This window comes from Thermoflexus sp. (assembly GCF_034432235.1).
Lineage (GTDB): Bacteria > Chloroflexota > Anaerolineae > Thermoflexales > Thermoflexaceae > Thermoflexus.
This window is the reverse complement of record NZ_DAOUCJ010000087.1, coordinates 16,063-41,363: the sequence shown is the minus strand read 5'-3', so window position 1 is coordinate 41,363 and position 25,301 is coordinate 16,063. Positions and strand designations below refer to the sequence as shown.

At 64.8% G+C, this 25,301-nt stretch carries 22 protein-coding genes; 12 read left to right on the top strand and 10 right to left on the bottom strand.

The features are described 5' to 3' along the window. Positions 1-558 precede the first annotated feature (558 nt). Entirely contained in the window at positions 559-2,895 is a 2,337-nt protein-coding gene (locus tag VAE54_RS11000; protein ID WP_322802011.1) for a PEP/pyruvate-binding domain-containing protein, read from the bottom strand. Between the two features lie 200 nt (positions 2,896-3,095). On the opposite strand from VAE54_RS11000, the gene obgE reads away from it, so the two are divergent. Genes obgE through VAE54_RS10985 form a run of 3 tightly spaced genes read left to right on the top strand, consistent with a single transcriptional unit; the run spans position 3,096 to position 6,086 of the window. Then, a complete protein-coding gene (obgE, locus tag VAE54_RS10995; RefSeq protein WP_322802010.1) occupies positions 3,096-4,391 on the top strand; it encodes a GTPase ObgE in 1,296 nt (431 codons plus the stop codon). A 40-nt stretch (positions 4,392-4,431) separates the two neighbouring features. After that, complete coding sequence (gene nadD, locus VAE54_RS10990) at positions 4,432-5,058, top strand: nicotinate-nucleotide adenylyltransferase (protein WP_322802009.1); 627 nt, start codon at positions 4,432-4,434, stop codon at positions 5,056-5,058. Between the two features lie 20 nt (positions 5,059-5,078). After that, on the top strand, positions 5,079-6,086 hold the full coding sequence (locus VAE54_RS10985) for a carbon-nitrogen hydrolase family protein (protein WP_322802008.1): 1,008 nt from the start codon (positions 5,079-5,081) through the stop codon (positions 6,084-6,086). 403 nt (positions 6,087-6,489) lie between these two features. Here VAE54_RS10985 and VAE54_RS10980 read toward each other — a convergent pair whose 3' ends face one another. From VAE54_RS10980 to VAE54_RS10940, 9 genes are all read right to left on the bottom strand, one after another. Then, a complete protein-coding gene (locus VAE54_RS10980) occupies positions 6,490-7,722 on the bottom strand; it encodes an argininosuccinate synthase (protein ID WP_322802007.1) in 1,233 nt (410 codons plus the stop codon). A gap of 65 nt (positions 7,723-7,787) precedes the next feature. After that, positions 7,788-8,243: an N-acetyltransferase gene (locus tag VAE54_RS10975; RefSeq protein ID WP_322802006.1), complete on the bottom strand. Its 456-nt coding sequence runs from the start codon at positions 8,241-8,243 to the stop codon at positions 7,788-7,790. A 139-nt stretch (positions 8,244-8,382) separates the two neighbouring features. Beyond that, on the bottom strand, positions 8,383-9,573 hold the full coding sequence (locus VAE54_RS10970; RefSeq protein WP_322802005.1) for an aspartate aminotransferase family protein: 1,191 nt from the start codon (positions 9,571-9,573) through the stop codon (positions 8,383-8,385). Positions 9,574-9,577: 4 nt separating this feature from the next. Continuing rightward, positions 9,578-10,306, bottom strand: coding sequence for an acetylglutamate kinase (gene argB, locus VAE54_RS10965; protein WP_322802004.1), 729 nt, complete (start codon positions 10,304-10,306; stop codon positions 9,578-9,580). Between the two features lie 48 nt (positions 10,307-10,354). After that, positions 10,355-11,368: an N-acetyl-gamma-glutamyl-phosphate reductase gene (gene argC, locus VAE54_RS10960; RefSeq protein WP_322802003.1), complete on the bottom strand. Its 1,014-nt coding sequence runs from the start codon at positions 11,366-11,368 to the stop codon at positions 10,355-10,357. A gap of 494 nt (positions 11,369-11,862) precedes the next feature. Beyond that, complete coding sequence (locus VAE54_RS10955; protein ID WP_322802002.1) at positions 11,863-12,849, bottom strand: D-glycerate dehydrogenase; 987 nt, start codon at positions 12,847-12,849, stop codon at positions 11,863-11,865. Positions 12,850-12,958: 109 nt separating this feature from the next. Further along, positions 12,959-13,174: a hypothetical protein gene (locus tag VAE54_RS10950; protein WP_322802001.1), complete on the bottom strand. Its 216-nt coding sequence runs from the start codon at positions 13,172-13,174 to the stop codon at positions 12,959-12,961. A gap of 12 nt (positions 13,175-13,186) precedes the next feature. Further along, positions 13,187-14,245 (bottom strand): hypothetical protein, encoded by a 1,059-nt coding sequence (locus tag VAE54_RS10945; protein ID WP_322802000.1) that lies wholly within the window; start codon positions 14,243-14,245, stop codon positions 13,187-13,189. A gap of 173 nt (positions 14,246-14,418) precedes the next feature. Then, positions 14,419-15,513 (bottom strand): Xaa-Pro peptidase family protein, encoded by a 1,095-nt coding sequence (locus VAE54_RS10940; protein WP_322801999.1) that lies wholly within the window; start codon positions 15,511-15,513, stop codon positions 14,419-14,421. 323 nt (positions 15,514-15,836) lie between these two features. On the opposite strand from VAE54_RS10940, the gene VAE54_RS10935 reads away from it, so the two are divergent. The 9 genes from VAE54_RS10935 (at position 15,837) to VAE54_RS10895 (ending at position 25,274) form a co-directional block, all read left to right on the top strand. Continuing rightward, positions 15,837-17,192, top strand: a complete 1,356-nt coding sequence (locus tag VAE54_RS10935) for a nodulation protein NfeD (protein WP_322801998.1) — start codon at positions 15,837-15,839, stop codon at positions 17,190-17,192. Positions 17,193-17,238: 46 nt separating this feature from the next. Beyond that, on the top strand, positions 17,239-17,898 hold the full coding sequence (locus VAE54_RS10930) for a response regulator transcription factor (RefSeq protein WP_322801997.1): 660 nt from the start codon (positions 17,239-17,241) through the stop codon (positions 17,896-17,898). Next, positions 17,895-18,782, top strand: a complete 888-nt coding sequence (locus VAE54_RS10925; RefSeq protein WP_322801996.1) for a PH domain-containing protein — start codon at positions 17,895-17,897, stop codon at positions 18,780-18,782. Before VAE54_RS10930 ends, VAE54_RS10925 begins: the two co-directional genes overlap by 4 nt. 72 nt (positions 18,783-18,854) lie before the next feature. Then, positions 18,855-19,412: a dCTP deaminase gene (gene dcd, locus VAE54_RS10920; protein WP_322801995.1), complete on the top strand. Its 558-nt coding sequence runs from the start codon at positions 18,855-18,857 to the stop codon at positions 19,410-19,412. 178 nt (positions 19,413-19,590) lie between these two features. After that, on the top strand, positions 19,591-20,895 hold the full coding sequence (locus VAE54_RS10915) for a BMP family lipoprotein (RefSeq protein ID WP_322801994.1): 1,305 nt from the start codon (positions 19,591-19,593) through the stop codon (positions 20,893-20,895). 183 nt (positions 20,896-21,078) lie between these two features. Next, a complete protein-coding gene (locus VAE54_RS10910; protein WP_322801993.1) occupies positions 21,079-22,542 on the top strand; it encodes an ABC transporter ATP-binding protein in 1,464 nt (487 codons plus the stop codon). Positions 22,543-22,582: 40 nt separating this feature from the next. Further along, the gene (locus tag VAE54_RS10905) at positions 22,583-23,668 is read left to right on the top strand and encodes an ABC transporter permease (RefSeq protein ID WP_322801992.1); all 1,086 of its coding nucleotides are present in this window, start codon (positions 22,583-22,585) and stop codon (positions 23,666-23,668) included. Continuing rightward, positions 23,658-24,653, top strand: a complete 996-nt coding sequence (locus VAE54_RS10900; protein ID WP_322801991.1) for an ABC transporter permease — start codon at positions 23,658-23,660, stop codon at positions 24,651-24,653. Before VAE54_RS10905 ends, VAE54_RS10900 begins: the two co-directional genes overlap by 11 nt. 123 nt (positions 24,654-24,776) lie before the next feature. Beyond that, positions 24,777-25,274: a hypothetical protein gene (locus VAE54_RS10895; protein ID WP_322801990.1), complete on the top strand. Its 498-nt coding sequence runs from the start codon at positions 24,777-24,779 to the stop codon at positions 25,272-25,274. The last annotated feature ends 27 nt before the right edge of the window (positions 25,275-25,301 follow it).

Below are 25,301 nucleotides of genomic sequence, written 5' to 3'. Positions count from 1 at the left end.
CCGATGGTCAGCGCCCGGTTGGACGCCCTGCGGCCTGGTCTCCTCTTCCCCCGTTTCCACGGGCATCAAATTCCACGACATAAAGACCTCGAGATCCTGCCAGCGAAAGTAGCTGAACGCGTAACAGTCTATCCGCACGCCGTGTCGCTGAAGCCATCGAGCGATCCGCAGGGCATCATCGCTCTCCCACAGTTCCTCCACAGGCATCTCCGCCAGCTGAGCCGCATAGTCCAGGATCTGCCCGACGGTCTTGCGGGTGATGTCGCCCCTTTTCAATTCGCACAGGGTGAACATCCCCTCGCTGTCGAGCAACAGCAAATCCGCCTCATCGCCGCTGGGGAGCCTGAGCTTGCTGGCCACGACAACCGTCGGCCGCGGTCCGCCCTCCTGCTCCACCGCGATGAATCGGGGCTCCCTCTCGAGGACGTCGTGCAGCTTTTCCTCCGCCCACTCCTGCGGGAAGGCGCTTTCCGGGATGATGTGGAGGTCTCCACCGCGCTGAGGAACGATAAATCCCATGGGATGCCCCCTTCCTTAACAGGCGGTAACGCGATCAGGCTACTTCCGCTCCGGCCCCAAATAGGCCATCGCCTCTTCGTGATCGCCGTCCATCACCAGGTGGAGGTATCGGCCGCCCGTTGCCCCGGGGACATCGATGACCCTCACGCAGGAGGCGTAAGGGGCTTCCTCCGGCAACAGGGCGGTCAGGCAGTTGGGCGCCTGGAGGAAGAAATCGGCCCGGAAGATGGCCCGCTCATCGTCCGGGATGATGGCCAGCGGGTAGATCTGGGCCTCGATCAGATCGCGGAAGAAATGGGTTCCGTAGGACAGCTCAGGGGATCCCTGGGCGCCCCGCAGCCCGATCTCCACCAGGGCGCGGGCGTTGTAGATGTCGGCGTAGCCGACTTTCACCCCCAGGTAAGGGTTCACGCTGCCCCACCGGCCCGGCCCGATCAGGATGAAACGCTCCCCCGCCAGACGCCGGTTCAGCCGCCCGATGACCCGGGCGATCTCCAGCCGCGCGCTCAGCTCCGGGATGCGGGTGTAAGCGATGGGATCCACGTAGATGATATACCGGATGTTATACACCGCCCCATGGGGCACCATATGGTGAGAGGTGAACAGGATGTCCTCTGCCGGGATATCCTGTGGGATCCGCGGGCTGGCGGCCTGCTCGCGATCGGTCTGCGGCCGGCACTGCAGGAGCCGGAGCATGGGCCGGGGCGGCCGCCCGCCCTCCAGGAGGACCGCGAACTCCACATCGATGGGCCGGCCGTAGTAGCGTTCCAGCTTGCGCAACACCGCCCGCATCAGGGGCACGAAATCCGTTTCCTGGAGGAGGCGATCGAAGGTGATGACCAGGGAGCGGGGATCGACATTGCGGCCGATCATGGGCTGGAGGTAATCCCCTTTATGGACCAGGGCCAGGTAGGCCAGGCCAGGGTAATCCGCCTCCAGCACCTCGTGGATCGGCATGGTGCGGAAGGCGTTCTCCTCCAGGTCGATGACATCGATGAAGTGCTGGGCGTAGCGGGCGATCGTCTGAGGATCCTTCTCCGGGCGCAGGCCGGGATGGCTAAGGGCGACCATACGGGGGTAATCGTGGGCCACGCGCTCCACCGCACGGGTGCCCAGCCCGATCACCATCCGCACGAAACCGTCCTCCCGCCGGATCCGCGGGCTCCAGCGGAAGGGGTTCCGGGAGTAAGCCACCCCGGCGATCGGCGGGAAGAAGTAGCGGCCGTAGCGAACGCCCTCCACCTTCTGGAGCAGGACCGCCATCCGCTCATCGTAATCCACCAGCCCGACGTGCCGCCGGTAGATCAGGGGATCGGGATGGAAGACGCTGGCGTAGACCCGCTTGATGGCCGTCAACAGCGTCTCCAGGTTCTCCTCCAGGGAGCCCTGGTTGGGACAGAAATGGCTCTCGTATTTGCCGGCGAAGGAAGCCCCGAAGTTGTCCTCCAGGAGGCTGGAGGAGCGCACGATGAGGGGATGCCGGCCGACCTCCCGGAGCAGCTCCCGCAGCCGCTGAATGAACCAGGCCGGGAATCGCCCTTCCAGGAAGGCGTGCTGCACCTCCGGGAACTCCGCGCGGATCTCTTCCTCGGATTTGTATTTCTGGTTCAGATAAGGGAGCAATCCATTCCGTTCCATGAACTCGTAGAAGACATCAGCCCCGATGAACCAGGATTCGGGGATGCCCACCCGCTCCACCAGCGGGAAGGGATCCTCCGGGTCCGGCGTCTGGAGGATCCGCCAGGCCAGCATCATCCCCGCCGCCTTGCCGCCGATCTTCCCCTGCCCGATCCGCCGCTCGTAGATCCCCCGCAGGTCCGATGAGGTAAAGTGTTCGCGAGCGATCCCCACGAAGGCCAGCTGGTCGCTGATGATGCTCTTGATGAGGACGACGCGGATCTCCTTGAGATGGGGGAGCACCGCTTTGCGTTGCTCCGGGGGGGCGGCCTCGTAAGCCTCCGCCTGGGCGAAGAGGGCCTCCACCGGGGCCAGCTCCGGGTTGAACGTGAGCACCGGACGATGCCCCGGCGCCCGCTCCTCGAGCACCGAGCGGACGATTTCCACGAACAGGCTGTGGGGGAGGTTGTAGGCGAAATAGAACTCCGTCAGCTGGTCCCGGATCTGGGCCAGCCGTTCCTCCCACTCCTCCGCCGATTCCTGGCCGAAAGGATCCGTGAGCCCTTCGAGGCGCTGGGAGATCAGCGCCTTCTCCCGGACCTCCGCCTCGAAGGCCTCGGGGGTGATGATGCCGCGGGCGAACAGCTCCTGACGCATCCGCTCCCGAATCCGGCGGGCCAGGATCGGGTAACGGAGGATCTCCAGGTGCAGGGCCAGCGCCGGCGGCAGATGCCAGGGGTATCCGTGCTCGCCATCCATCCGCCTTCGCCCATCCGTGGAATCCTGGATGCTGAGCATACTGCAAGCCCATGCCGCGGTCAAAATTCCCGGCTCCCCGGGATTTTCCGCGACGCCGCCATCCGGCCCCCTGATCGATTCCTCTGTCGCCCATTCGTATCATATTCACAGGCATCCCTCCTCCTGAACGATCGCGCTAAAATCACAGCAGGAGGATCCCGATGGGCGAACCATGGGTTTTCTGTGACGAAGTGATCATTGAAGTGAAGGCCGGCGACGGCGGAGATGGCTGCGTCTCGTTCCGGCGAGAGAAATATGTGCCCATGGGCGGGCCGGATGGTGGGGATGGGGGCAAAGGGGGGGACGTGATCCTGCGGGTGAACCCCCATTTGAACACCCTGGCATATTATTATCGCCATCGCCACTTCCGGGCGGAGAACGGCCGTCACGGTCGCGGAGGCCGGAAGACCGGGGCCAGCGGAAAGGACCTGATTCTGGAAGTGCCGCCCGGCACCGTCGTCCGGGATGCGGAGACCGGGGAGATCCTGGCGGATCTCACGGAACCGGGACAGACGGTGATCGTCGCCCGGGGAGGACGGGGCGGGCGGGGGAACGCCGCTTTCGTCAGCCCGACGAATCAGGCCCCCCGGATCGCAGAGCGCGGGGAGCCCGGGGAATTCCGCCGCCTCCACCTGGAGCTGCGCCTTCTGGCGGATGTTGGATTGATCGGCAAGCCGAACGCCGGGAAATCTACCCTGCTGGCCGCTGTCACCGCCGCTCGACCGAAGATCGCGGATTATCCCTTCACCACCCTCCATCCGCATCTGGGCGTCGTGGTGCTGGATGATACGGCTTCCTTCGTGCTGGCGGACCTGCCCGGTCTGATCGAGGGGGCTCATCGGGGGGTTGGCCTTGGACTGGCCTTCCTGCGTCACGTCGAGCGCACCCGCGTCCTGATCCATCTGCTGGATGGCCTCTCCCCGGACCCGATCGCGGATTACGAGGCGATCCGGGCGGAGCTCGGCTATTACAATCCGGAATTGCTGAAGCGGCCGGAGATCATCGCGTTCAACAAGATGGATCTGCCGGAAGTTCAGGCCCGATGGCCGGAAGTGGAAGCGGCTTTCGCTGCGCGGGGCCTTGTGGTTCATCCGATCTCCGCCGCGGCGAAACAGGGCACCCGGAACCTGATGTGGGAAGCCTGGAAGCGATTGCAGGAAGCGCCGCCTCCGCCCCCGCTGCAGCCCACCGCGCCCCCCCTTGTCCGGCGCGAGACCCCGATCCAGGTGGTCCGCGAGCGGGATGGATGGCGGGTTCTGGGAACAGCGGCGGAGAAAGCCGTGCGGATGGCCCGCCTGGATTCCGAGGAAGGCCTGTTGCATCTCCACCGCCAGCTGGAACGATTGGGCGTCATCGAGGCCCTGGAGCAGGCCGGGGTCCGGCCAGGGGACACCGTTTATATCGGCGAGGTGGAGCTGGAGTGGGTGGACTGGGCCGATGTGGGAAAGCGGGCATAAGGCTCCATCGGATCTCATGGCGGAATCCGGAGCGTTTCGAATGAACCGCCTCGGCCTTCTGGGAGGAACCTTCGATCCGCCCCATTACGGCCATCTGGTGCTGGCCGAACAGGCCCGGATCCAGCTGGGTCTGGATCGGGTGCTGTTCATCCCGGCAGCGCAACCACCGCACAAGCCGGCCGCGGAGGTCACGCCGATTGAGCATCGTTTGAACATGCTGGCGCTGGCCATCGCGGGTAATCCGTTTTTCGAGATCTCCCGGGCCGACATCGATCGCCCGGGCCCTCATTACACCGTCGACCTGCTGTCCCATCTGCGAACGGCCTATCCGGAAGCCGAGTTCTTTTTTCTGATGGGATCCGATTCGCTGGTGGATCTCCCCCGGTGGCGGGAGCCTCACCGCCTGATCCAGATGACCTGGCTGGCGGTGATGCCCCGACCCGGATATGTGGTGCACATGCCGCTTCTGGAACAGGCGTTGCCGGGGATCAGCAAGCGGCTGATCTGGCTGGACGCGCCCTTCCTGGACATCGCTTCCCATGATCTGCGGCGGCGCGTGAAAAGCGGCGGCTCGATCCGGTATCTGGTCCCCCCGGAGGTGGAGACCTATATCTACACCCACGGTCTGTATCGCAACGCCGCGGCCTTTTCCTCAGGGAAACCCTGATCCCACTCCGGATCCAGATGATGATCCAGCTGATCGCCATCCAGATGCGCTGGTCTCCTCAGGATGGATCTTCCCCTGGGGCTTTTATTGCCCGCATGGATGGGCTGATGGCCCGGGCCGCCGAGCGGCTGGATCCGCGGAAGCCGGCGCTGGTGGCCTTCCCGGAGGATGTGGGGCTGCTGGCCGCGCTGGCGGTTCTCCCTCCAGGGCTGCGAAATCAGCCCACGATGGCGAAGGCCATGGCCTTTGCCCTGCGCCAGCAGTTCCTCCCTGCCCTCTACCATCGTCTCCGCTATCGGGTGAGCTGGGCCCGCGCCCTGCTGCTGGCCATCCAGCCGCGACTTGTTCCGCTTTATCTGAGCGCCTTCTCCACCCTCGCCCGAAAATATCGCGTGGTTCTGGTGGCGGGCTCCGCCCCGCTGGCCGCCCTCCCCCACGCCTCCGGATCCCGCCTGGAGGCCCTGCGCCCTCGGGGGCCTGCTGTCTACAACACCGCCGCGCTCTTCGGGCCGGATGGATCCCTGATCGGCCTTCAGCGGAAAGTCGCGCGGATCGATCTGGAAGGCCCCCAGGGCCTGGATCTCAGCCCGGGATCCCTGGAAGACATCCAGGTGTTCCCGACGGAAGTCGGTCGGGTGGGGATCGCGATCTGCCTGGACGCCTTCGCGCCGGAATCCCCGGTGCGGGAACGGCTGGCCCGCCTGGGGGCGGAGATCCTGGTCCAGCCCTCCGCCAACCCGGGGCCCTGGACGCCGGAGCAGCAGGCGGACTGGCTTCGAGGGGCCTGGGCGGCAACGGTTCAGGAGGGATGTTTCGTTTATGCGGTCAATCCCATGATGACGGGCGCCCTCTTCGATCTGGCCTTTTACGGACAATCCGCCCTCATCGCCCGCGATGCGGATCGGACGCCCGGGGATCAGGGTTACCGGGATATCGGCCCGATGCCCGGCTTCCTCGCCGTCGCCCAAAGGGACGATTCGGAAGAGATCCTGACCGCCCGGGTGCCGCATCCGGAGGAGCGTCTATAGGGGCTGCTGCACCAGCTGGAGCCAGTGGCAATCGCTTTGCCGAAGGCCATATTCTCGAGGACACTCTGGCCGTGCTCAAAGCCATGCTTTGCTGGGCCGGGGAGATCTGGTCTATCTTTCGGACTTTGCGGAAATCCAGGGCATGCCTTATCGAGCCCAGGCGGAGGCGCTGGGGATCCGGCCGCTCGCCCCGGCGAAGCGCCAAGCGCAGGCCGAAGCCATCCGCGCCGGTCTACGGCGCACAGAAGGAGAAAGCCTCTGGGCTGCTCCTTACGCCCTGGAAGCCTTCCTGCCCTTATTAGCCTTCGGGGCAATCCGACCCATAGGCCTTAGGTCTGGGGGCTACCCTCCACGCCCCCAGGCCCCAAACCTCCCCGGACTTCCTCAAGGAGGAGCAGCCGTCTCAATCTCGCTCCTCCGGGGCGCGGGGTTCCCCGCGCAGGCCCCGGTTGACCAGGCCGTGGACCTTCAGGGGCAGCCCGAACAGCCGGATGAAGCCCGCCGCATCCTTGTGATCGTAAGCCCCTACCGTGTCGAAGGAGACGATATCCTCCCGATAAAGGCTGTAAGGCGAGCGCCGGCCCACCACGAAGACGTTCCCCTTATACAGCTTGAGGCGCACCTCTCCCGTGACATGGCGCATGACCGTCCTCACGAAGGCATCCATGGCCTCCCGCAGAGGGCTGAACCACCAGCCGTAATAGACCAGCTCCGCATACCGCAGCGCCAGGCCCTGCTTGAAATGCATGGTCTCGCGATCCAGACACAGCGTCTCCAGCGCCCGCAGGGCCTCCACCAGGATGGTTCCCCCTGGCGTCTCGTAAACCCCGCGGGACTTCATTCCCACCAGCCGGTTCTCCACCAAATCCACCCGCCCGATGCCGTGCTTCGCGCCCAGCGCATTGAGGGCCTCCATTAAGGGAACCAGCCCCATCGGCTGGCCGTTCAGCGCCACGGGAACCCCCTGCTCGAAGGCCAGGGTGATGGTCTCCGGGGCATCCGGGGCCTTCGTGGGATCCACCGTCCACAGATAGACATCATCCTCAGGCTCCCAATCGGGATCCTCCAGTGGTCCGCCCTCGTGGGAGACGTGCCAGAGGTTGCGGTCACGGCTGTAGCGGCTGCTGCTCCACTCGACAGGGACGCCGTGGGCGCGGGCGTATTCATAAGCCTCGCGGCGGGAGGTGATCGACCACTCCCGCCATGGGGCGATCACCCGCAGATGGGGCGCCAGGGCCTGATAGGCCAGCTCGAAGCGGACCTGGTCATTGCCTTTCCCGGTCGCCCCATGGGCCACCGCGTCAGCCCCCTCCTGGAGGGCGATCTCCACCTGATGCCTGGCGATCAGGGGACGCGCCATGGCGGTCCCCAGCAGGTATTTGCCCTCGTAGACCGCGCCGGCCTGCACGGTGGGCAGCACATAATCCCGCAGGAACTCCTCCCGCAGGTCGCGGATGATCACCTTGGAAGCCCCGCCGGCGTAGGCCCGCTCCTCGATCCCCTTCATCTCCTCCGCCCCCTGGCCGATATCCGCACAGAAGGCGATCACCTCGCACCCATAGGTCTCCCGCAGCCACGGGATGATGGTGGAGGTGTCCAGACCGCCGGAATAGGCCAGGACCACCTTGCGAACCATATTCACCTCCTCCTGAAATAAGGGCTTCGAATTCGGGTATGATATCGAGGCGGCGTGATCCCCCCTCATTCCAGCTGAAGCATCACCGCAACCTCATCACACCGTTCCCGGAGCGGACAACGCATGCAATCCCGCCACACCTTCTCCGGGAAGCGGTCGCGCTCGGCAACGGCAAAGCCCAGGCGCTCAAAAAAAGGAACCGCCCGGGTGAGGGCGAACACCGTGCGCGCCCCGGCGGATCGCGCCTGCTCCACCAGCGCCTGCACAATGGCTCCCCCCACCCCGTTGCCCTGATAGGCTTCATCCACGGCCAGAGAGCGAATCTCCACCAGGGTGGGGGACATCCACACCAGCGAACCGCAGCCCACGATCCGGCCCCCCGCTTCCGCCACCACCCAGTCCGGGAGCGTGGCCGCGATCTCCTCCGCGCTCCGTGGGAGAAGCCATCCCCGCCGGGCATAGTCGTTCACCAGAGCGTAGAGGATGGGGATGTCTTCCAGACGGGCAGGCCGGATCCGCATCGGGTTCCCCCTCCTTTCATGGCTTTCGTTCTGTGGCTGGAACAGGCTTCGAAAGCGCCTCGACGCTGTGAACATCATCGGTTCCTGCTCTCTTTTCATGGCTCCCCCGGAGAGCGGAGAGGAAAAACCTGAAGATCCGCTATCCCATGCCCGCCGCCATCGCCTCCTGGAGGATCGCGACAGCCTCATCGATGTGGGATCGCTCGACGATCAGCGGAGGAACCATCCGCACGACATGGTCGCCGGCCGTCGTGAGGAGCAACCCCCGCTCCAGCGCGGCCATCGTGACGGCCCGCGCGTCCCCTTCGATCTCGATCCCCACCAGCAGGCCCCGTCCCCGGATCTCCCGAACACCCGGGAGCTCCGCCGCATGCAGGCGCTCCATCAGATAAGCTCCGGTCTCCCGTACATGGGCCAGGAAGGTCGGGTCCCGAAGGCGCTGGAAGACATGCAAGGCCACCGCGCTCACCAGCGGCCCGCCGGCGAAGGTGCTGCCGTGGTCCCCCGGCTGCAGGACGGCCGCCACCTTCTCCCGCATCAGCACCGCGCCGATGGGCAGCCCGTTGGCCAGGGGCTTGGCCACCGTCAGCAAATCCGGCTCCACCCCATACGCTTCGTAGGCCCACAGCGTCCCCGTGCGCCCCAGGCCGCACTGCACCTCATCGAAAATCAACAGCGCACCCGTCTCATCGCACCGGGCCCGCAGGGTTCGCAGGAACTCCGGCGAGGCGATGTGCACGCCCCCTTCCCCCTGGATCGGCTCCACGATCACGGCGCAGGTTTCCGCCGTGATCGCCGCCCCGGCGGCCTCCCCATCGTTAAAAGGGGCAAAGGTCACGCCGGGGATCAGAGGGGCGAAGGGTTCGCGGTAGGCGGGCTTCTCGGTGACCGAGAGGGCGCCCATCGTGCGGCCGTGGAAGCTGTGGGTGAAGGCGACAAATCCGATCTTGCGGTCATCGTAGTGCGTTCGGGCGAACTTGCGGGCGAACTTGAGGGCCGCCTCGACCGCCTCAGCGCCGGAGTTGCAGAAGAAGACCCGGTCGGCGAAGCTGTGGGCGACCAGGGCCTCCGCCAGGCGGAGATGGGGCTCGGTGTGGTAGAGATTGCTCACATGGATCAGCCGTCGGGCTTGCTCCGCGATCACCTGCGCGACTCCGGGATCCGCATGGCCCAGGGCGCAGACAGCAATCCCGGCCACGAAATCCAGATACCGCCGGCCAGCCGCGTCGTAGACATACACGCCCTCGCCGTGGGTGAAGACGATAGGCGGCCGCCGATAGGTCGGCGCCAGCACCCGCTCCGCAAGCGCCACCAGCGCCCCTGTATCCATGCGCTCATCCCTCCTGGATGATCTCTGTGCCTCCCTCTCGAAGGCCCGCCAGATTGGTGATCCGCGCGCGACGCACCCCGGCCGCCAGGGCCCCCAGCGCGGAGCGCACTTTGGGGATCATGCCGCCGCGGATGACCCCGGCTGCGATGAGGGCCTCGACCTCCCCGGCATGGAGCGAAGATCGGATCGAGTCGCCCACTTGAACCCCCGGCACATCGGTGAGGAGAACGAGCTCATCGGCGGGAAGGGCCGCGGCGACCGCGGCGGCCATCTGGTCGGCGTTCACGTTGTAGAGGCCCTCCGGCCCCAGCCCGATCGGGGCGATCACCGGAAGGAGCCCCTCCGCGACCCAGCGCCGGAGGCGCCCGGCATCCACCTCCACCGGCATTCCCACCCGTCCCAGATGGGGCACCGGGCGCACGCGCACCAGGCCCAGATCGGCCCCGCACAGCCCCAGAGCCGGCAGACCCGCCCGCGCGAGGGCCGCCACCAGGGTTTTGTTGGTCAGCCCCGCCAGGATCATTACGGCCAGCTCCAGGGTCTCCTCATCGGTTACCCGCAATCCCTCGACATACCGGGGGGTGAGGCCGATCCGCTGCTGCCATGCGCTCACCGCCTTCCCGCCGCCATGGACCAGGATGGGCATCGGTGAGAGCTCCTTCAGAGCCGCGATCAAACCCTCCAGGAACGCCGGTTGATCCAGCTCATGGCCTCCGATCTTGATCACCCGCATGGCATCTTTTCACCGCGGAGAGTTCCGTAAATCCGGGAAGGTGTTCCATCATTGCAATCCGGCCGTCTCCTCCAGACCGAACATCACATTGAGGTTCTGCACCGCCTGCCCGGCGGCGCCTTTGATCAGGTTGTCAATGGAAGCGGTGAGAATAACCAGGCCCGCCTCCGGCACGCCCGTCACAGAGAGCACACAGAGATTGGTGCCCACGCTATGGCGCAGCGTCGCCAGAGCCCCCGGCGGCAACACCTTTACAAAGGGCTCCCCGCTGTAGGACTCCACCAGCAGATCCCGAACCATCTCCGCGGTCCATCCCGGGGCCAGGGGAACGTAAATCGTAGCCAGGATCCCCCGGGCCACCGGAAGCAATTGAGGGGAAAACACCAGCGGGCCCAGCGCGCCATTAACGGTGTGAAGCGCCTGCTCGATCTCCGGCAGGTGCCGGTGAGCCCGGCCGATGTTGTAAGGGGAAAGATTCTCGTCCACTTCCACGAAATGGGTCGTCAGGGAGGGTTTGCGCCCCGCCCCGGAGACCCCCGATTTCGCATCCACGATGATCGGGCCCGGGCCGATGGCACCCATCCGGGCCAGCGGGAGCAAGGCCAGCAGGGTCGCCGTGGGGTAGCAGCCGGGGTTAGCGATCAGACGGGCAGAACGAATCGCGGGGCGGTTCCACTCCGTTAGGCCGTAAACGGCCTCCTCCAGGAGATCCGGAGCCGGATGCTCCTCCTTATACCATCGGGCATAGATCGCTGGATCCTTCAGCCGGAAGTCCGCCGAGAGGTCAATCACGCGGATCCCCGCGGCGAGGGCCCGACGGGCGACCGGGGCGGAGACGCCGTGGGGCAGCGCCAGAAACACCGCATCCACCCGATCCAGGGGGGCTTCGGCAAAGCTGACGATCGGGAAGTCCTCGGTCAGGGGGAACAGCTGGGCCAGGGACCCCCCCGCCCCGCTCTCGGAAGCCGCGAAGACGATCTCCACCGCCGGGTGCCGCCGCAGCAGCCGGAAGATCTCAAACCCGGCATATCCGCTCACCCCATAAATCCCGACGCGAATCATCACCACCCCTCCAGAGAAAACGAGCAGGACTTACGCCCTTGCGGATGGGGCGCAGGCCGCCAGGCCTGCACCATTCTCCTTTTGACTCGCCTTGTGGCCTGCATGGACCCCTGGCCGCTTCCGTGGTCCTAAATCGGACATCGCCGCGGATGGGTTCCCGGGAGCGGCACCACCCCCCTTCGAGGCCCTATGGCGCAAAGCTTCATGAAAACAAAACCCCCCGGGCATCGGAGCCCGGGGGGTAGAACATACCGCGGAACTGCCAGAAATCAACGGCCAATCACCCGCCTCCCCGCACCGGACCCGATGCCCGGCAGGGCCTCTGGACGACGGATACGTGGGAAGCGGGCGATGCCGTTCAACATCCTCACCTGATCCCCCATGGTTTGGGATCAATCATAAGCGACTTCCAGAAACTTGTCAAGCAGCGCCGTCGGGGCGAAAGCCCCCACCCCATGGATTGCCGATCGCGTCCCCCAGGGCGTTTCACCGTCCTATCGCGGTCGCTCATAGACCTCCGGGTTCACACAATGGGGAAGCCGCTCGCCCCGCAGGCCGGCCAGGACGTTGAGAGCCGCCAGCTCCGCCATGCGGTTCCGGGTGGTCACCGTCGCGCTGCCGATGTGAGGGACCACGATACAATTCGGCAACTGGAGGAGCGGATGATCGGCAGGGAGGGGCTCCGGATCCGTGACATCCAGAGCGGCGGCGAAGATGCGTCCATCCTTCAGGGCCTCGTAGAGGGCCTCCGTGTCCACAATGGGGCCGCGGGCGGCGTTGATCAGGACAGCGGTGGGCTTCATTTTGGCGAAGGCTTCCCGGTTGATCAGACGGTAGGTCGTGGGGTTGAGATCCGTATGGATCGTGATGAAATCGCTTTCACGAAAAAGAGTATCCAGATCGACGAACGTCGCGCCCAGCTCCGATTCCGCGGCCTCGTTCCGGCGCACGTCGTGATACAGGATGCGCATGTTGAATCCTTTCGCCCGGCGGGCCACCGCCGTCCCGATCCGCCCCATGCCGATGATCCCGATCGTGGCCCCGTAGACATCCTGCCCCAGCAGCAGCAGCGGGCCCCAGGTCACCCACCGCCCCTCCCGCACGTAGTCGACGGCCTCCTTGATCCGTCGGGCGGCGGCCAGCAGCAGGGCCCATGTGAGATCCGCGGTGGCCTCCGTCAGGACCCCCGGCGTGTTCCCCACGGGGATGCCCCGTCGGGTGCATTCCGCCACATCGATGTTATCGAAACCGACGGCCATGTTGCTGACGACCTTCAGACGGGGTGCTGCATCCAGCAGCTCGGCGTTCACCTTCTCCGTCAGCAAGCAGAGCAGGCCGTCCGCATCTGCCACTTCCCGCAGCAGGACCTCCCGGGGAACCGGCAGGTCGCTGTCCCATACCTTCAGCTCCGCGTGCTCCCGCAGGATCTCGAAGGCCCGCTCCGGGATCCGCCGGGTGATGTAGACTTTGGGCTTCGCCATGGGAGGCCTCCGTATTCTGAAGGCTTGTCTGATCCCTCACCCCGTTGTGCAGCAAAGCGGCGCAACGGGATGGAAGAAACAGGGACGACCGCAGCCCCACCGCCCTCATTTATCCGAGACCGCCGCTCTCCAGCGCGTCCACCGCCTGGTCCACCAGCTCCACCAGCTCCTCCCATTCCTCCTCGGTCAGGTGGATCGAGACATTGCCCAGCTCGAGGTGGAAAAGGGACTGGCCGTCATCCCCGGTGCTGCGCCAGAGCGTGAAGTGCTCTGTCTCCGCCAGGGTCTCCATCGTGAACTCGTCTTCCGGATCGTTCGAGAACATGACGTGCTCCTTTCACAAAGATGGTGAGGTTCGAGGCGTGGAGGATCCCTCCTCCTTACGCCAGGCCGCCAGATCCAGGGTGAGGCGGGCGAAGAAGCTGTTCGGTGGCAGCGCTCCGGTGCCGTATTCCATCTCAACTACCCGGGCCTGCAGCCGCAGATCCCGCGTCTCGACTTCGATGATCGCGCCGGGGGTGGCCAGCACCAGATCCCCCTTCTGACGCAGCCGCGCCTGGAGTCCGCTATCCCGGTATGCATATTCGCTGGCCAGCACTTTGGTCACCGTTTTGATATCGTTCTTGTCAAACAGCCAGACCTCGAAGGCCGTGACCTTCACTGGATCCCCGACCCCGATGGTCTCCGAGATGCCCACCCCATATTCCCCGAGGAACTCCCCATTGGGCAGCTCGATGGGGAAGGAGAGATCGAAATGGTCATCCCCCAGCTTATAGGTCACCTGATGCTGGGAAAGGGGCGGCTCCCAGGTTTCCGGATAGGCTTCCCCAGGGGCAGTTCGCTCCAAGGCCGTGGGGGCAACCGATGGGCCGGCGGGGGCCGTTGCGGGGGCTGGGCGTCGGGGAGCGGCCCTCAGAGCAGGGCGACGTCGGAGCCAGAAAGCGCCGATCCCCAACAGCGCCAGTCCGGCCAGTCCGATCAGACAGGGAGCCGGAACACCCCCTCCCCGGGCGGGCGCGGGCGGCGCGGGGACCTGTTCCCAGACATCCGCCAGCCGCTCCATCGTGCTTCGACGGGAGAGATCAGCCTCCTGTTGCGCCAGGCGCCGGATCTCCCTCGCAGCATCCCGGGGAGGCCATCGCTGGCCCAGCCAGCTCACGCTGTCCTCCGGGCGCAGGAATCCGGCCCGGACAGCGTCGGCCAGCAGGCGCAGGTAGTTCGCCCGGTAATCGACCCGCAGATCCACCGGCGCGGCGTCCGTCCACTCCACCGGAGCGATATACCAGCCGTAAATCAGGCCGCTGGCCAGCCCGACCAGGAAGGCCACCGCTCCGATCTGCAGGGCCTGACGGTACGGTCTGAGCAGGATCCCGAGGGCTTGCAGGATGGTTTTCACGGCAGACCTCCTTACCGGATTCTCGAGGACCTCTCTCGCCCGATGATGCGGGCGCGCTTTCGCCCGCCTGCCCCTTTCTGCATTCCATCGGCTGGAGCCCAGGCCATCTGGCTGTCTCCCTATCCTTCAGATGGGAACCTGGTTGCGCCCATCCAGACCACGACAGACCGGGTTCATCGCACCGGGATCAGCGGATCCCGCGAAGCGTGGGTCAGGACTTCGCGCACACCATCGGTATCGATCACCACCATATCCTCGATGCGAATACCCCCCCATCCACTGATGTAGATCCCGGGCTCCACCGTCAGGACCGCGCCGGCCGGGACGGGATCCTCGGCGATGGGGCCGGCGGAAGGCTTCTCGTGGATCTCCAGGCCAACCCCATGGCCCAGGCCATGACCGAAGGCGTCCTTGTAGCCCGCCTCCTCAATCACCGCGCGGGCCAGCGCATCGATCTCCTTGCCGGGCATCCCGGCCCGCATATTCCGGATCGCCGTCTCCTGGGCGCGCAGGACGATCGTGTAGAGCTCCCGGAAACGCCGGGGCATGCGGCCCAGGACGAAAGTGCGGGTGATATCGGAATGATAGCTATCCACCCGCGCCCCCAGGTCCACGATGATCGGCTCCCCGATCTTCAACCGGCGATCGCCCGGATGATGGTGGGCCATGGCCGCGTTCGGGCCGGAGGCAACGATCACATCGAAGGCCACATCGTCCCCGCCATGGGTGCGCAGATACTGCTCGGCCAGCCATGCAGCCTCCCGTTCCGTCATCCCCGGCCGCAGCCGGCGCCGGAGATACGCCATGGTGGCATCGGCGACGCGCGCGGCCTCCCGCATGCGGGCCAGTTCCTCTTCGTCCTTAACGGCCCGCATCGCCTCGATCCAGTCCTTGATGGGAACCCATTCCACATCCGGGGTAGCTTCCTTCCAGGACATCCACTGGTCTACGGTGAGATGAGCGCTCTCGAAGCCCACCCGGCGGGGCGAGCCGATCTCCTTCAAGAATTCTGGAAGAACCTCCACGAAACGGCGGCTGGGAAGGCGATAAAGGGTGAAATCCGGCGACTGGCGAGCGGCCTGTTCCCAGTAGCGGAAATCCGTCAGGATCCAGGCCTGGCGCGGTGTGATGCAGAGAACGGCAGCGGAGCCCGTGAAACCGGAAAGGTAACGAACATTCGGAAGGTAGGTGATGAAGACAGCCTCGAGGTTCTCTTCGACCATTCGCCGGCGCACTCCTTCCACTCGCTCACGATGCCGGGTGCCCATTCTGAGCGCTCCAGGGAAGGGAAATCCCCCTAATAGGGGGCCGTTTGGGTTCCTATCGTAATGGATTTCGCTGACCTGAGCAAGGGCCTCGCCCAGGACGGCATGGCTTTCGGATTCTCGTGAAGAACGAGCGCTGCGTTGAGGCTTCTCCTCAATAGACCGGGTGGTCCTTCTATTCGGCTGCCTTCAGCGGTTGGCCCATCTCCAAAATCCCCCCCATTGATGAAAAAGCGATAGAATGAGCTATAGGCGGACGGTTCGGCCTCTATCATCGCGCGATCTGCTTTCCAGGGCTTTCCGCGAGGAGAGGGAAAGGAACGCCCATGCGTCGGCTTCTGGTGTTGGGCTGGATTATATGGTTGGCGGCATGGGGAGGTGGGGCTCAGGAGCCATCAGCCCGACGGGTGCTGTGGTTGCGAGTCGAAGGGGCCCTGACTCCGGTCGTGGCCGATTACCTGCGACGGGGGATCCAGACCGCTCAGGATCAGGAGGCCGAGGCCCTCATCCTGCAACTGAACACGCCGGGTGGGGAGGTCAATCTCACTCTGCGGCTGGTCTCGATGATCCGCGAAAGCCCGGTCCCCGTGATCGTCTACGTAGCCCCGCGCGGGGCGATCGCGGGATCCGCCGGAACGCTGGTGACACTGGCCGGGCATCTGGCCTGGATGGCGCCGGAGACGGCCATCGGGGCCGCCTCTCCGGTAGGAGGTCAGGGAGAGGATCTTCCGGAGACCCTCAGCCAGAAAGTCAAAGAGATCCTCAAGGCCCAGGTCCGCAGTCTGGCCGAACGACGGGGGCCCGAGGCCGTACAGCTGGCCGAAGCGGCGGTGGAATCCGCAAAGGCAGTAAGCGCCCGGGAAGCGGTGAAGGCGGGCCTGGTCGATGGAATCGCGGAGAACCCGGAGGACCTGCTCCGCCAGCTGGATGGTCGGACGGTCCCGGTCCAGGGCCAGCCGCGCACGCTCCGCACCCTGGGCGCCGTCATCGTTCCGCTTCCGATGAACATCGTGGAGGAAATCCTCCATCGTCTGGTGAACCCGAACATCGCGTTGATCCTCCTGGCCATCGGCGTCCAGGCTATTCTGATCGAGCTCTCCAACCCGGGCGGCTGGGTGGCCGGGTTCATCGGCGTGGTGTGTCTGCTGCTGGCAGCGTATGGGATCGGTGTGCTGCCCGTCAACTGGCTGGGGTTGCTTCTGATCGCGGTCGCGATCGTCCTGTTTATACTGGATGTCAAAGCCCCAACCCATGGGGCCTTAACGGCCGTGGGGACTGCCACCTTCATCGCTGGCGCGCTGGTGTTGTTCGCCCCGGTCGCCCGTTCGCCTTTCCCACCCCTTTCTCCGTGGGTCGCAGGCGGCACCGGGCTGGCGATGGCCGGCTTCTTCGGATTCATCGTGGCGAAGGCGCTTCAGGCACAACGGCGGCCCAGCGTGATGGGCGTGGAGGCCCTGATCGGTCGTCTGGGAGAGGCCCGGACGGACCTCAATCCCACGGGGATGGTGCATGTAGCCGGTGAATTGTGGACAGCGGAGAGCGAAGCCGGTATGATAGCGGCTGGCACCCCCGTTCAGGTTGTGGGGGTGGAAGGCCTTCGCTTGCGAGTGCGGAAGTGGATGCCATCCGCCGGTTCGCCAACCTCTGCGCCCTCGCCCGAGCATCCAGGGATTGTATCCTGATGCGGATGGCTTTCAGTGGCCCAGACCGGAGGTAGAGATACCCACGATGATCCGTCTCGGAAACGGAACCGATCGCCTGCGAATGCTGATCATCCATCCCGATCTGGAGACCGGAGAGCGACTGGTCCGGAGCGCCGTGCAGGCCGGGCACGCCGCTCACTATGCTCACGATCTGCGCGGGGTTCTGGCGCTGATCGCTCGGGCCATCCCCGATATCATTGTGGCGGATCGGGAGTGGCTGGAACGTAACGGCCGCGGATTGTTCAGCGCCCTTCGAGGCTGCTCCCCCCTCCCCCTAATCTGCCCGGTGGAAAGCATAGATCGGGATCCGATCTGGGATCGGCTGGCCCGAGCCGTGCAGGCATTCCAGACATGGACCGGTGGGGAGGTCATCCGGGTGGGATCTTTGATCATTGATCATGGCCGCAAACAGGTGATCTGGCGTGGCCAGCCTGTGCAGCTTCCCCCACTTCAGTTCAAAATCCTGACCGTCCTGGCCCGACGGGCGGGCCAGGTGGTCTCGCACACGGACCTGGTGCGGGAGGTCTGGGGGATCGAAGCCGACGATCCGGAAGCCCGCGAGCTGTTAAAGGTTCATATCCGGCAGATCCGCAAGCGCCTGGGGCTGGATCCAGAGCGGGGAGAGGTTCTGGTTTCCGTGCGCGGCTTCGGCTATATGCTGACCTCGCCGGAGGAGGAAGGATGAGGGAGCAGCCGGACCGACGGCGGGGGTTGTGGATCGGCTACACGTTGCTTGGCGTGTTTGGCTTGATCGCGATCGCCGGAGGCCTGATCACCGCAACCCGTCCGCCCTCGCCATGGATTGCGCTGGCCTCCACCGTGGCCGCCCTGGCGCTGATGGGTGCTCTCGTCGTCGGCTACGCCCTGCGGGGGCTGCGATCCGCCCAGTATTACCTGGATCGCAACGGGCTGACGATCACGTGGTGGCCGGCTGTCCATGTAATCCCGATCCACGCCATCCGCGAGCTGCGCCCGGGCCCGGCCAGCCGGAAGGCGATCCAGAGGTGGCGGGGCATGCGCTGGCCGGGCCTGTATGCGGGCCATGCGTGGGCTGTAGAGGAGAACCGGCCCGTCCTCTTCTTCGCCACCGAGGATCTCCCCCGACAGCTCTGGGTGATCACGGAAGCCGCCATCTACGCGATCTCCCCCCTCCATCCCCAGCGCTTTCTGGAGGCTTTCGCCGAGCGAGCGGCGATGGGACCTACCCAGCGTCTCCCCCAGACGACCCTCTTCCCGGGATGGCGTCAGCGGGCGCTTTGGGAAGACCGATGGGCATGGTCGTTGATGCTCATAGGAGGCATTGCCATGTGGGGAATGTGGCTCTGGTTCTGCGGGCAATTCCCCCGCCTGCCCCCATGGGTGCAAATCACGGAATCCGCGGAAACGCTGTTCAGCCCAGCCGCTCATCTGACCCGCTTGCCGCTGCTGGGCGCGCTGACCTGGATCGTGAACGCGGCTCTGGGAAGCATGCTCCACGAGCGGGAGCGGCCAGCGGCCTACGGCCTGTGGCTGGTAGGGCTCCTGGTTCAGATCCTCCTCTTCGGTGCCCTGCTTCAAATCCCGCGATAACGCGATCCGGGGATCGGCGTCATCCCACCCCATGTTTCAGTCCCCGCATCCCACCTGGAGGTGAAGAAGAAAATGGGTCTGAAATCCGACCGCTGGATCCGCGAGATGGCCCTCAACCATCGGATGATCGAGCCTTTCGAAGAATCCCAGGTGCGGCCCGGCGTGATCTCCTACGGCCTTTCCTCCTATGGCTACGACATCCGGGTCGCGGATGAGTTCAAGGTTTTCACGGATGTTTACAGCACCATCGTGGATCCGAAGAATTTCGATCCTCGCTCTTTTGTGGATGTGCGGGGAGAGGTCTGTGTGATCCCGCCGAATTCCTTCGCCCTGGCCCGCAGTGTGGAATACTTCCGGATCCCTCGAAACGTCCTGGTTGTCTGCGTGGGGAAGTCCACCTACGCCCGGTGCGGGATCATCGTGAACGTCACCCCCCTGGAGCCGGAATGGGAGGGGTATCTCACCCTGGAGATCAGCAACACCACACCGCTGCCTGCAAAGATCTACGCTTACGAAGGGATCGCCCAGGTTCTTTTCTTCGAAGCCGATGAGATATGCGAGCGATCGTATAAAGATAAAGGCGGCCGGTATCAGAACCAGCAAGGCATCACGATCCCCCGGGTTCGTTAGAAAGGGTTTCGCCGGGCTTGGGGAGGAAAGCCAACTTCCTCCTGAGGACGTTCGGGCCGGCTCTGGGGCGAGCTGCTGCAAATGAGATGCCGGAAAACCCAAAAGAGTAGAACCGGGTTGCGCTTCTGGGTTCCGCTGCATAAAATAAAAGGCAAGATCCCCACTGCGGGAGGAGAAGATGGTTCCTCATCGGTATCGCTGGGTCGTCGCAAGCCTCTTCCTGAGCATCGCCCTGACCCTGGCGGCGTGCGCCCAGCCGGCCACGCCTGCTCCAACGCCTGCCCCTGCGACCGCGACCGCCCCTGCCGCTCCACAACCCACCCCTACGCCCGCTCCAGCCCGGCCCACCCCCACCGCTGCGCCGAAGGAGATCATCTTCGGAATGCTGCTGGTGGGCCCGTATAACGATCGGGGCTGGAGCCAGGCCCACTTTGAAGCGGGCAAGTATGTGGAGAAAAAGCTTCCCGGCGCGAAAATGCTTTATATCGATAAGGTGAATCCCGCCGACCGTCCGGGGACCACCGCCTCTCAGCTGGCGGAGGAGCTGGTGGCGAAAGGCGCGAAGGTGATCATCTTCAACTCCGATGACCACAAGGACGAGGCCATCAAGTTTGCTAAGGCGCATCCGGATATCGTGGTGATCCATGCCTCGGGGGACGACGCCTGGAAGGAAGGGAAGAACTACAAGGGCATCCCCAACCTGGCCAACGTGATGGGCCAGATGGAGTATGGAAAGATGATCGCCGGTTGCGCGGCGGCTCTCACAACCCAGACGGGCAAGATCGGCTATCTGGGGCCGCTGATCAACGATGAGACCCGACGTCTGGCCGCCTCCGCCTACCTGGGGGCGAAATATTGCTGGGAGAAGTATTGGGGCAAGCGGGCGGCCGATCTGAAATTCAAGGTGACCTGGATCGGCTTCTGGTTCCATATCCCCGGCGTGACCGCTGATCCCACCCAGGTGGCCCAGGATTTCATCAACTCCGGCTACGATGTGATCATCTCCGGCATCGACACCACGGAGGCCCTGCGGGAAGCCGCCAAGGCCACGCAGGCAGGCAAGAAGGTGTGGGCGATCCCCTATGATTACATCGGCGCTTGCGAGGAAGCCCCCGATGTCTGCCTGGGAGTGCCTTACTTCAACTGGGGTCCGTCCTATCTGGCCCACATCAAGGCCGTCCTGGAAGGCAATTGGAAACCGTCCTGGGACTGGGTAGGGCCAGACTGGAAGGACATCAACAACCCGGATACGAGCCACGTCGGCTTCGTGAAGGAGAAGGCATTAAGCCCGGAGGCATCCGCCAAGCTGGATGAGTTCATCAAGGGCCTGGGGGATGGCTCCATCCAGCTCTGGAAGGGGCCGATCCGGCTCCAGGATGGCACGCTTTATGTGGAGGAAGGAAAGGTCGCCACTCCGCAGCAGATCTGGTATCTCCCGCAACTGCTGGAGGGGATGGAAGGCCAGAGCGTGCCGACCAAGTAGAGGGGGCTATACTCTAATTCAGGCTGGAAGGGGGCGGCGGGGGACCGCCCCCTTTTTCTCATCCTCGCCACCGCTTCGCGAATGGGTAACGCCCTGCTGTTCCCCTCTCCCTCGAATGGGAGGGTGGCAGGAGATGAAATTATTCGATTCGCCTGTATTGCGACATCCCTGGATCCGGTGGCCATGAAAGTCGAGATGCGTCATATCTATAAATCCTTCGGCCCGGTGCGGGCCCTTCAGGATGTCAGCCTCACGGTGGAGGCGGGCACCATCCACGGTCTCCTCGGGGAGAACGGAGCGGGCAAGACGACCTTGATGAAGATCCTCTCCGGTTACCTTCGGCCCGATCGCGGGGAGATTTTCCTGGATGGAAAGCCCGTTCGTTTCGCCTCCCCGGCGGAAGGCCTTCGGCATGGGATCGGGATGCTCCACCAGGATCCTATGGACTTCCCAGCCATGTCCGTTCTGGACAACTTCATGATGGGCCATGAAGGCGGATTCTGGCTGGATCGCCGGGGGGCCCGTCGGGCGTTGCAGGAACTAGCCAGCCAGTTCGGTTTCGATCTGGATCCGGATGCCCGGGTGGATCGCCTGACGGTGGGTGAACGACAGCAGCTGGAGTTGCTCCGCCTCCTCTGGCGAGGGGTCCGGGTCCTGATCCTGGATGAGCCGACCACAGGGATCAGCGCCCCGCAGAAAGTCCGGCTTTTTGACACCCTCCGCCGTCTGGCGGGAGAGGGGAAGACCGTTATTTTTGTGACCCATAAGCTGGAGGAGGTGGAGGAGCTCTGCCATCGAGTCACCGTGTTGCGCCAGGGTCGCCTGGCTGGGGAAGCCACGCCGCCTTATTCCCCCCAGCGTCTGATTGAGATGATGTTCGGCCGCCCCCTTCCGATGCCGGAACGACAGCCCGTCCCTCCCGGCGAACCGGTTCTGGAGATCCGAAACCTGGTGGTGGGCGATCACCGGCTCCGGCTAAGCCGGGTGAGCCTCACCGTGCGGTCCGGGGAAGTTATCGGGCTGGCCGGCATGGAAGGAAGCGGCCAGCAATTGTTCATGCGCGCCTGCGCCGGCCTCGTCCGCCCATGGGAGGGCTCCATCCGGGTGCGGGGGAAGGATCTCACCGGAAAGCCTTACCACGCCTTCCTCGAAGCCGGGGTGCTCTTCGTGCCCGCCAACCGTCTGGAGGAAGGCCTGATCCCCGGCCTTACGTTGACCGAGCACTTCCAGCTGGTATATCCAAACGGCCGTTATCTGATCGATTGGGAGCAGGCGCGCGTGGAGGCCCAGCGACGGATTCGGGACTTCAACATCCGGGGGAAGCCTGAGACGGTGGTGGAAGCCCTATCCGGAGGGAACCAGCAGCGGACACTTCTGGCGCTGATCCGAACGCCTGCCCATCTGCTGCTGCTGGAACATCCCACCCGCGGGCTGGATGTGGAATCCAGCATGTGGGTCTGGCGACGGTTGAAGGAGCGGGCCCAGGAAGGCGCGGCCCTGATGGTGATCTCCTCCGATCTTCAAGAACTTCTACAGTATTGCGATCGGATCATCGTTTTCTTCAGCGGCCGGATCTCAGAACCGATCGCCACCGAAGAGCTGACGCTGGATCGGCTTGGCCATATGATCGCCGGGCGCGGATGGTGACGCATAACAAATCCATCAACCGATGGGGTAAGCGAACGCGATGAAAGAAGTCCTTCTCCCCCGTGCTCGTCCTTCTCGATGGGTGGAGTTTGGCTTCCAAGGCCTCTCCATCCTGATGGCCTTGCTGTTCACCACGTTGGTGCTGGTGATAGCAGGCGCCCCTCCGATTGAAGCCTATCGGCAGGTGCTGGAGGGCGCCTTCGGCTCGCTGAAGCGCGCCGCCGATATCCTGGTGGCCTGGGTGCCGCTGATGCTGGTGACCTCCGGCCTGCTGCTCACTTTCACGGCCGGGCTGTGGAACATCGGCGTGGAGGGACAGATCGTGCTGGGGGCGATCGCCGCCACCGGGCTGATGCGCGCCCTGCAGGAGACCAGCCTCCCGCCCCCGCTGATCCTGATCCTCGCCCTGGCCGCCGGGATGGCCGGAGGCGCTGCCTGGGCCAGCCTCGCAGGTCTGCTGAAGATCTATGGGGGCGTCCATGAGATCTTCGGCGGATTGGGATTGAACTTTGTGGCCACCACGATGATCCTGTGGCTGATCTTCGGCCCCTGGAAGCGGCCCGGGATCGGCTCCATGAGCGGCACGGAGCCTTTCCCGGAACGCCTGTGGCTGCCAGTGCTTCCCGGCCTCCGGTTAAGCCCATGGGCGTTGCTGCTGGCCCTCCTGAGCATCGCGCTGGTTTATGTGCTGCTGCGCAACACCTACTTCGGGCTCCGGTTGAAAGCGATCGGAAAGAACATCCGGGCGGCACATCTGCTGGGGGTGCCGACCGCCCGCTATCTGTTCTTGGCCCTGCTGGGATGCGGCGCGATGGCCGGGCTGGCCGGCGCCATCCAGGTCACCGCTGTTTATCATCGGCTGATCCCCCCGATCTCCAGCGGCTACGGCTACCTGGGGCTGCTGGTGGCCATGCTGGCCAATTACCGCGTTTCCTGGTCCATCCCGGTCGCCTTCTTTTTCGCCGCCCTGAACATCGGCAGCATCCAGCTCCCGATCACCCTGAAGCTGGATTCCACCCTTTCCGGGGTGATGCAGGGCGCGCTGGTGCTTTTCGTGCTGCTGATGCAGGGGGCACGAGCTCGCTGGCGATCCAAACTTGCAGCGGAGCAAGGAGATGACGCTTGAGTGGATCTTCGGTCTGGCGGGGGTTCTGGCCGCCGCCGCGCCCCTCCTGATCGCGGTGATCGGTGAGACGTTCTCGGAACGGGCCGGGGTGGTGAATCTCTCGGTCAACGGGGCAATGCTGCTGGCCGCCATGGCCGGCTTCGCAGTTGCCGTGCGAACCGGGAGCCTGGAGCTGGGATTCCTGGCCGGCACCGTCATCGGGGCCTTGATGGCCCTGGTGGTCGCCTTTGCCAGCCTGACCCTTCGTCAATCCCAGGTGGCGGTCGGGCTGGTGCTGGCCCTGCTGGGTCGGGATCTGGCGTATTTCCTGGGGAACCCCTTCATGGGCATGCCCGGTCCCCGCGTGGGCGCGCTCCCGATCCCCGTTTTGAAGGATCTCCCGGTTCTCGGGCCTCTGCTGTTCCAGCAAAGCCCGGTGGTTTACATCAGCCTGGCCACTGTGGCGCTGGCCTGGGTGTGGATTTTCCGGACCCGACCCGGGCTGGTGCTCCGCTGCGTGGGCGAACGCCCTCCCGCCGCGTTCGTACGGGGGGTCCCGGTGACCCGGGTGCGCTATGGATACGCCGTCCTGGGCGGAGCGCTGGTGGGGTTCGCCGGGGCCGCTTACACCCTGGATCTTAAGGGTGGATGGCAGGGGCCGATCTCCGGCATCGATGGGATCGGATGGATCGTGCTGGCCATTACGATCTTCGGAGGATGGCACCCGGTGCGCGGAGCCTTTGGAGCGCTGATCTTTGCCCTGCTCCAGTGGCTCAGCCTGGTTCTTCAACCCCGCCTCCCCGGAATCCCCTCCCAGGTCCTCAATGTGGCACCCTTCCCTCTGATGATCTTTGCCCTGTTGCTGACCAACCTGGGCAACACGGAGTGGGTCCAGACCGCGCTCTCCCGCCTGCCGGAATCCAGCCGCCGCCTTGCCCTCCGGGTTCTCCGCAGCCTCCAGGTTTCCCCACCCGCCGCGCTGGGGACCGTCTTCGAGGAAGAATAGAGGCGAGGCTCCTCTCAATGGGCTTGCTGAGCGGCGCCTCCGGCGCCCGGCCCACTGGGAAACTGTCTATCATCCTTATGGACGGAGACCGCAGAGTTGGCATCCGCCCCCACAGGCCGATTCATGGAGCTTTTCCCGGAAGCCATCGTGCTCATTGCGGTGGTGCGCCATCCGCGAGACTGGCAATGGATCCAGGAGACCCGGGCGTATCGCATCCCGCTTCGTCACGCCCCGCCGCTGGCCCCTTTCGTGGATTTCGTTGCCTTCTACTACACGGCCGCCTTCGGGCCCGAGCGCTGGTCCATCCGTCACTATGCGCCCTTAAGAGGCTACGAGCTGGTCCGACGCCGCGATCTGTTCCCGGAGGAGCCGGATCACCCCCGCGCGGAGGCGCTGTATTATCTCCTGCAACTGGGCCCCATGCAGCCGCTCCCCCAGCCGGTGGCCAGCCGCCGCTGGCATCGGTTCACTTTCCTTCTCACCACGGGCGAGCGTCTGCTTCAAGCATCGGATCTGTCGGAGCTCCCGCTGGAGGGGATCGAGCGGCAACTGCTGCGGGGGGCATTGCGAGAGGAAATCCAGACTTTCAACCGCCGAGGCGATTCCTCCACCCGATCGTGAAATCGCTTCGAAGGAAGCACTCGTGGG

What these genes read in the sequence shown, in the direction of transcription:
- VAE54_RS11000 (WP_322802011.1), bottom strand. Translation starts at nt 2,895, where the DNA reads ATGGATGGCGAGCACGGATACCCCTGGCATCTGCCGCCGGCGCTGGCC.
- obgE (WP_322802010.1), top strand. Translation starts at nt 3,096, where the DNA reads ATGGGCGAACCATGGGTTTTCTGTGACGAAGTGATCATTGAAGTGAAG.
- nadD (WP_322802009.1), top strand. Translation starts at nt 4,432, where the DNA reads ATGAACCGCCTCGGCCTTCTGGGAGGAACCTTCGATCCGCCCCATTAC.
- VAE54_RS10985 (WP_322802008.1), top strand. Translation starts at nt 5,079, where the DNA reads ATGATCCAGCTGATCGCCATCCAGATGCGCTGGTCTCCTCAGGATGGA.
- VAE54_RS10980 (WP_322802007.1), bottom strand. Translation starts at nt 7,722, where the DNA reads ATGGTTCGCAAGGTGGTCCTGGCCTATTCCGGCGGTCTGGACACCTCC.
- VAE54_RS10975 (WP_322802006.1), bottom strand. Translation starts at nt 8,243, where the DNA reads ATGCGGATCCGGCCTGCCCGTCTGGAAGACATCCCCATCCTCTACGCT.
- VAE54_RS10970 (WP_322802005.1), bottom strand. Translation starts at nt 9,573, where the DNA reads ATGGATACAGGGGCGCTGGTGGCGCTTGCGGAGCGGGTGCTGGCGCCG.
- argB (WP_322802004.1), bottom strand. Translation starts at nt 10,306, where the DNA reads ATGCGGGTGATCAAGATCGGAGGCCATGAGCTGGATCAACCGGCGTTC.
- argC (WP_322802003.1), bottom strand. Translation starts at nt 11,368, where the DNA reads ATGATTCGCGTCGGGATTTATGGGGTGAGCGGATATGCCGGGTTTGAG.
- VAE54_RS10955 (WP_322802002.1), bottom strand. Translation starts at nt 12,849, where the DNA reads ATGGCGAAGCCCAAAGTCTACATCACCCGGCGGATCCCGGAGCGGGCC.
- VAE54_RS10950 (WP_322802001.1), bottom strand. Translation starts at nt 13,174, where the DNA reads ATGTTCTCGAACGATCCGGAAGACGAGTTCACGATGGAGACCCTGGCG.
- VAE54_RS10940 (WP_322801999.1), bottom strand. Translation starts at nt 15,513, where the DNA reads ATGGGCACCCGGCATCGTGAGCGAGTGGAAGGAGTGCGCCGGCGAATG.
- VAE54_RS10935 (WP_322801998.1), top strand. Translation starts at nt 15,837, where the DNA reads ATGCGTCGGCTTCTGGTGTTGGGCTGGATTATATGGTTGGCGGCATGG.
- VAE54_RS10930 (WP_322801997.1), top strand. Translation starts at nt 17,239, where the DNA reads ATGATCCGTCTCGGAAACGGAACCGATCGCCTGCGAATGCTGATCATC.
- VAE54_RS10925 (WP_322801996.1), top strand. Translation starts at nt 17,895, where the DNA reads ATGAGGGAGCAGCCGGACCGACGGCGGGGGTTGTGGATCGGCTACACG.
- dcd (WP_322801995.1), top strand. Translation starts at nt 18,855, where the DNA reads ATGGGTCTGAAATCCGACCGCTGGATCCGCGAGATGGCCCTCAACCAT.
- VAE54_RS10915 (WP_322801994.1), top strand. Translation starts at nt 19,591, where the DNA reads ATGGTTCCTCATCGGTATCGCTGGGTCGTCGCAAGCCTCTTCCTGAGC.
- VAE54_RS10910 (WP_322801993.1), top strand. Translation starts at nt 21,079, where the DNA reads ATGAAAGTCGAGATGCGTCATATCTATAAATCCTTCGGCCCGGTGCGG.
- VAE54_RS10905 (WP_322801992.1), top strand. Translation starts at nt 22,583, where the DNA reads ATGAAAGAAGTCCTTCTCCCCCGTGCTCGTCCTTCTCGATGGGTGGAG.
- VAE54_RS10900 (WP_322801991.1), top strand. Translation starts at nt 23,658, where the DNA reads ATGACGCTTGAGTGGATCTTCGGTCTGGCGGGGGTTCTGGCCGCCGCC.
- VAE54_RS10895 (WP_322801990.1), top strand. Translation starts at nt 24,777, where the DNA reads ATGGAGCTTTTCCCGGAAGCCATCGTGCTCATTGCGGTGGTGCGCCAT.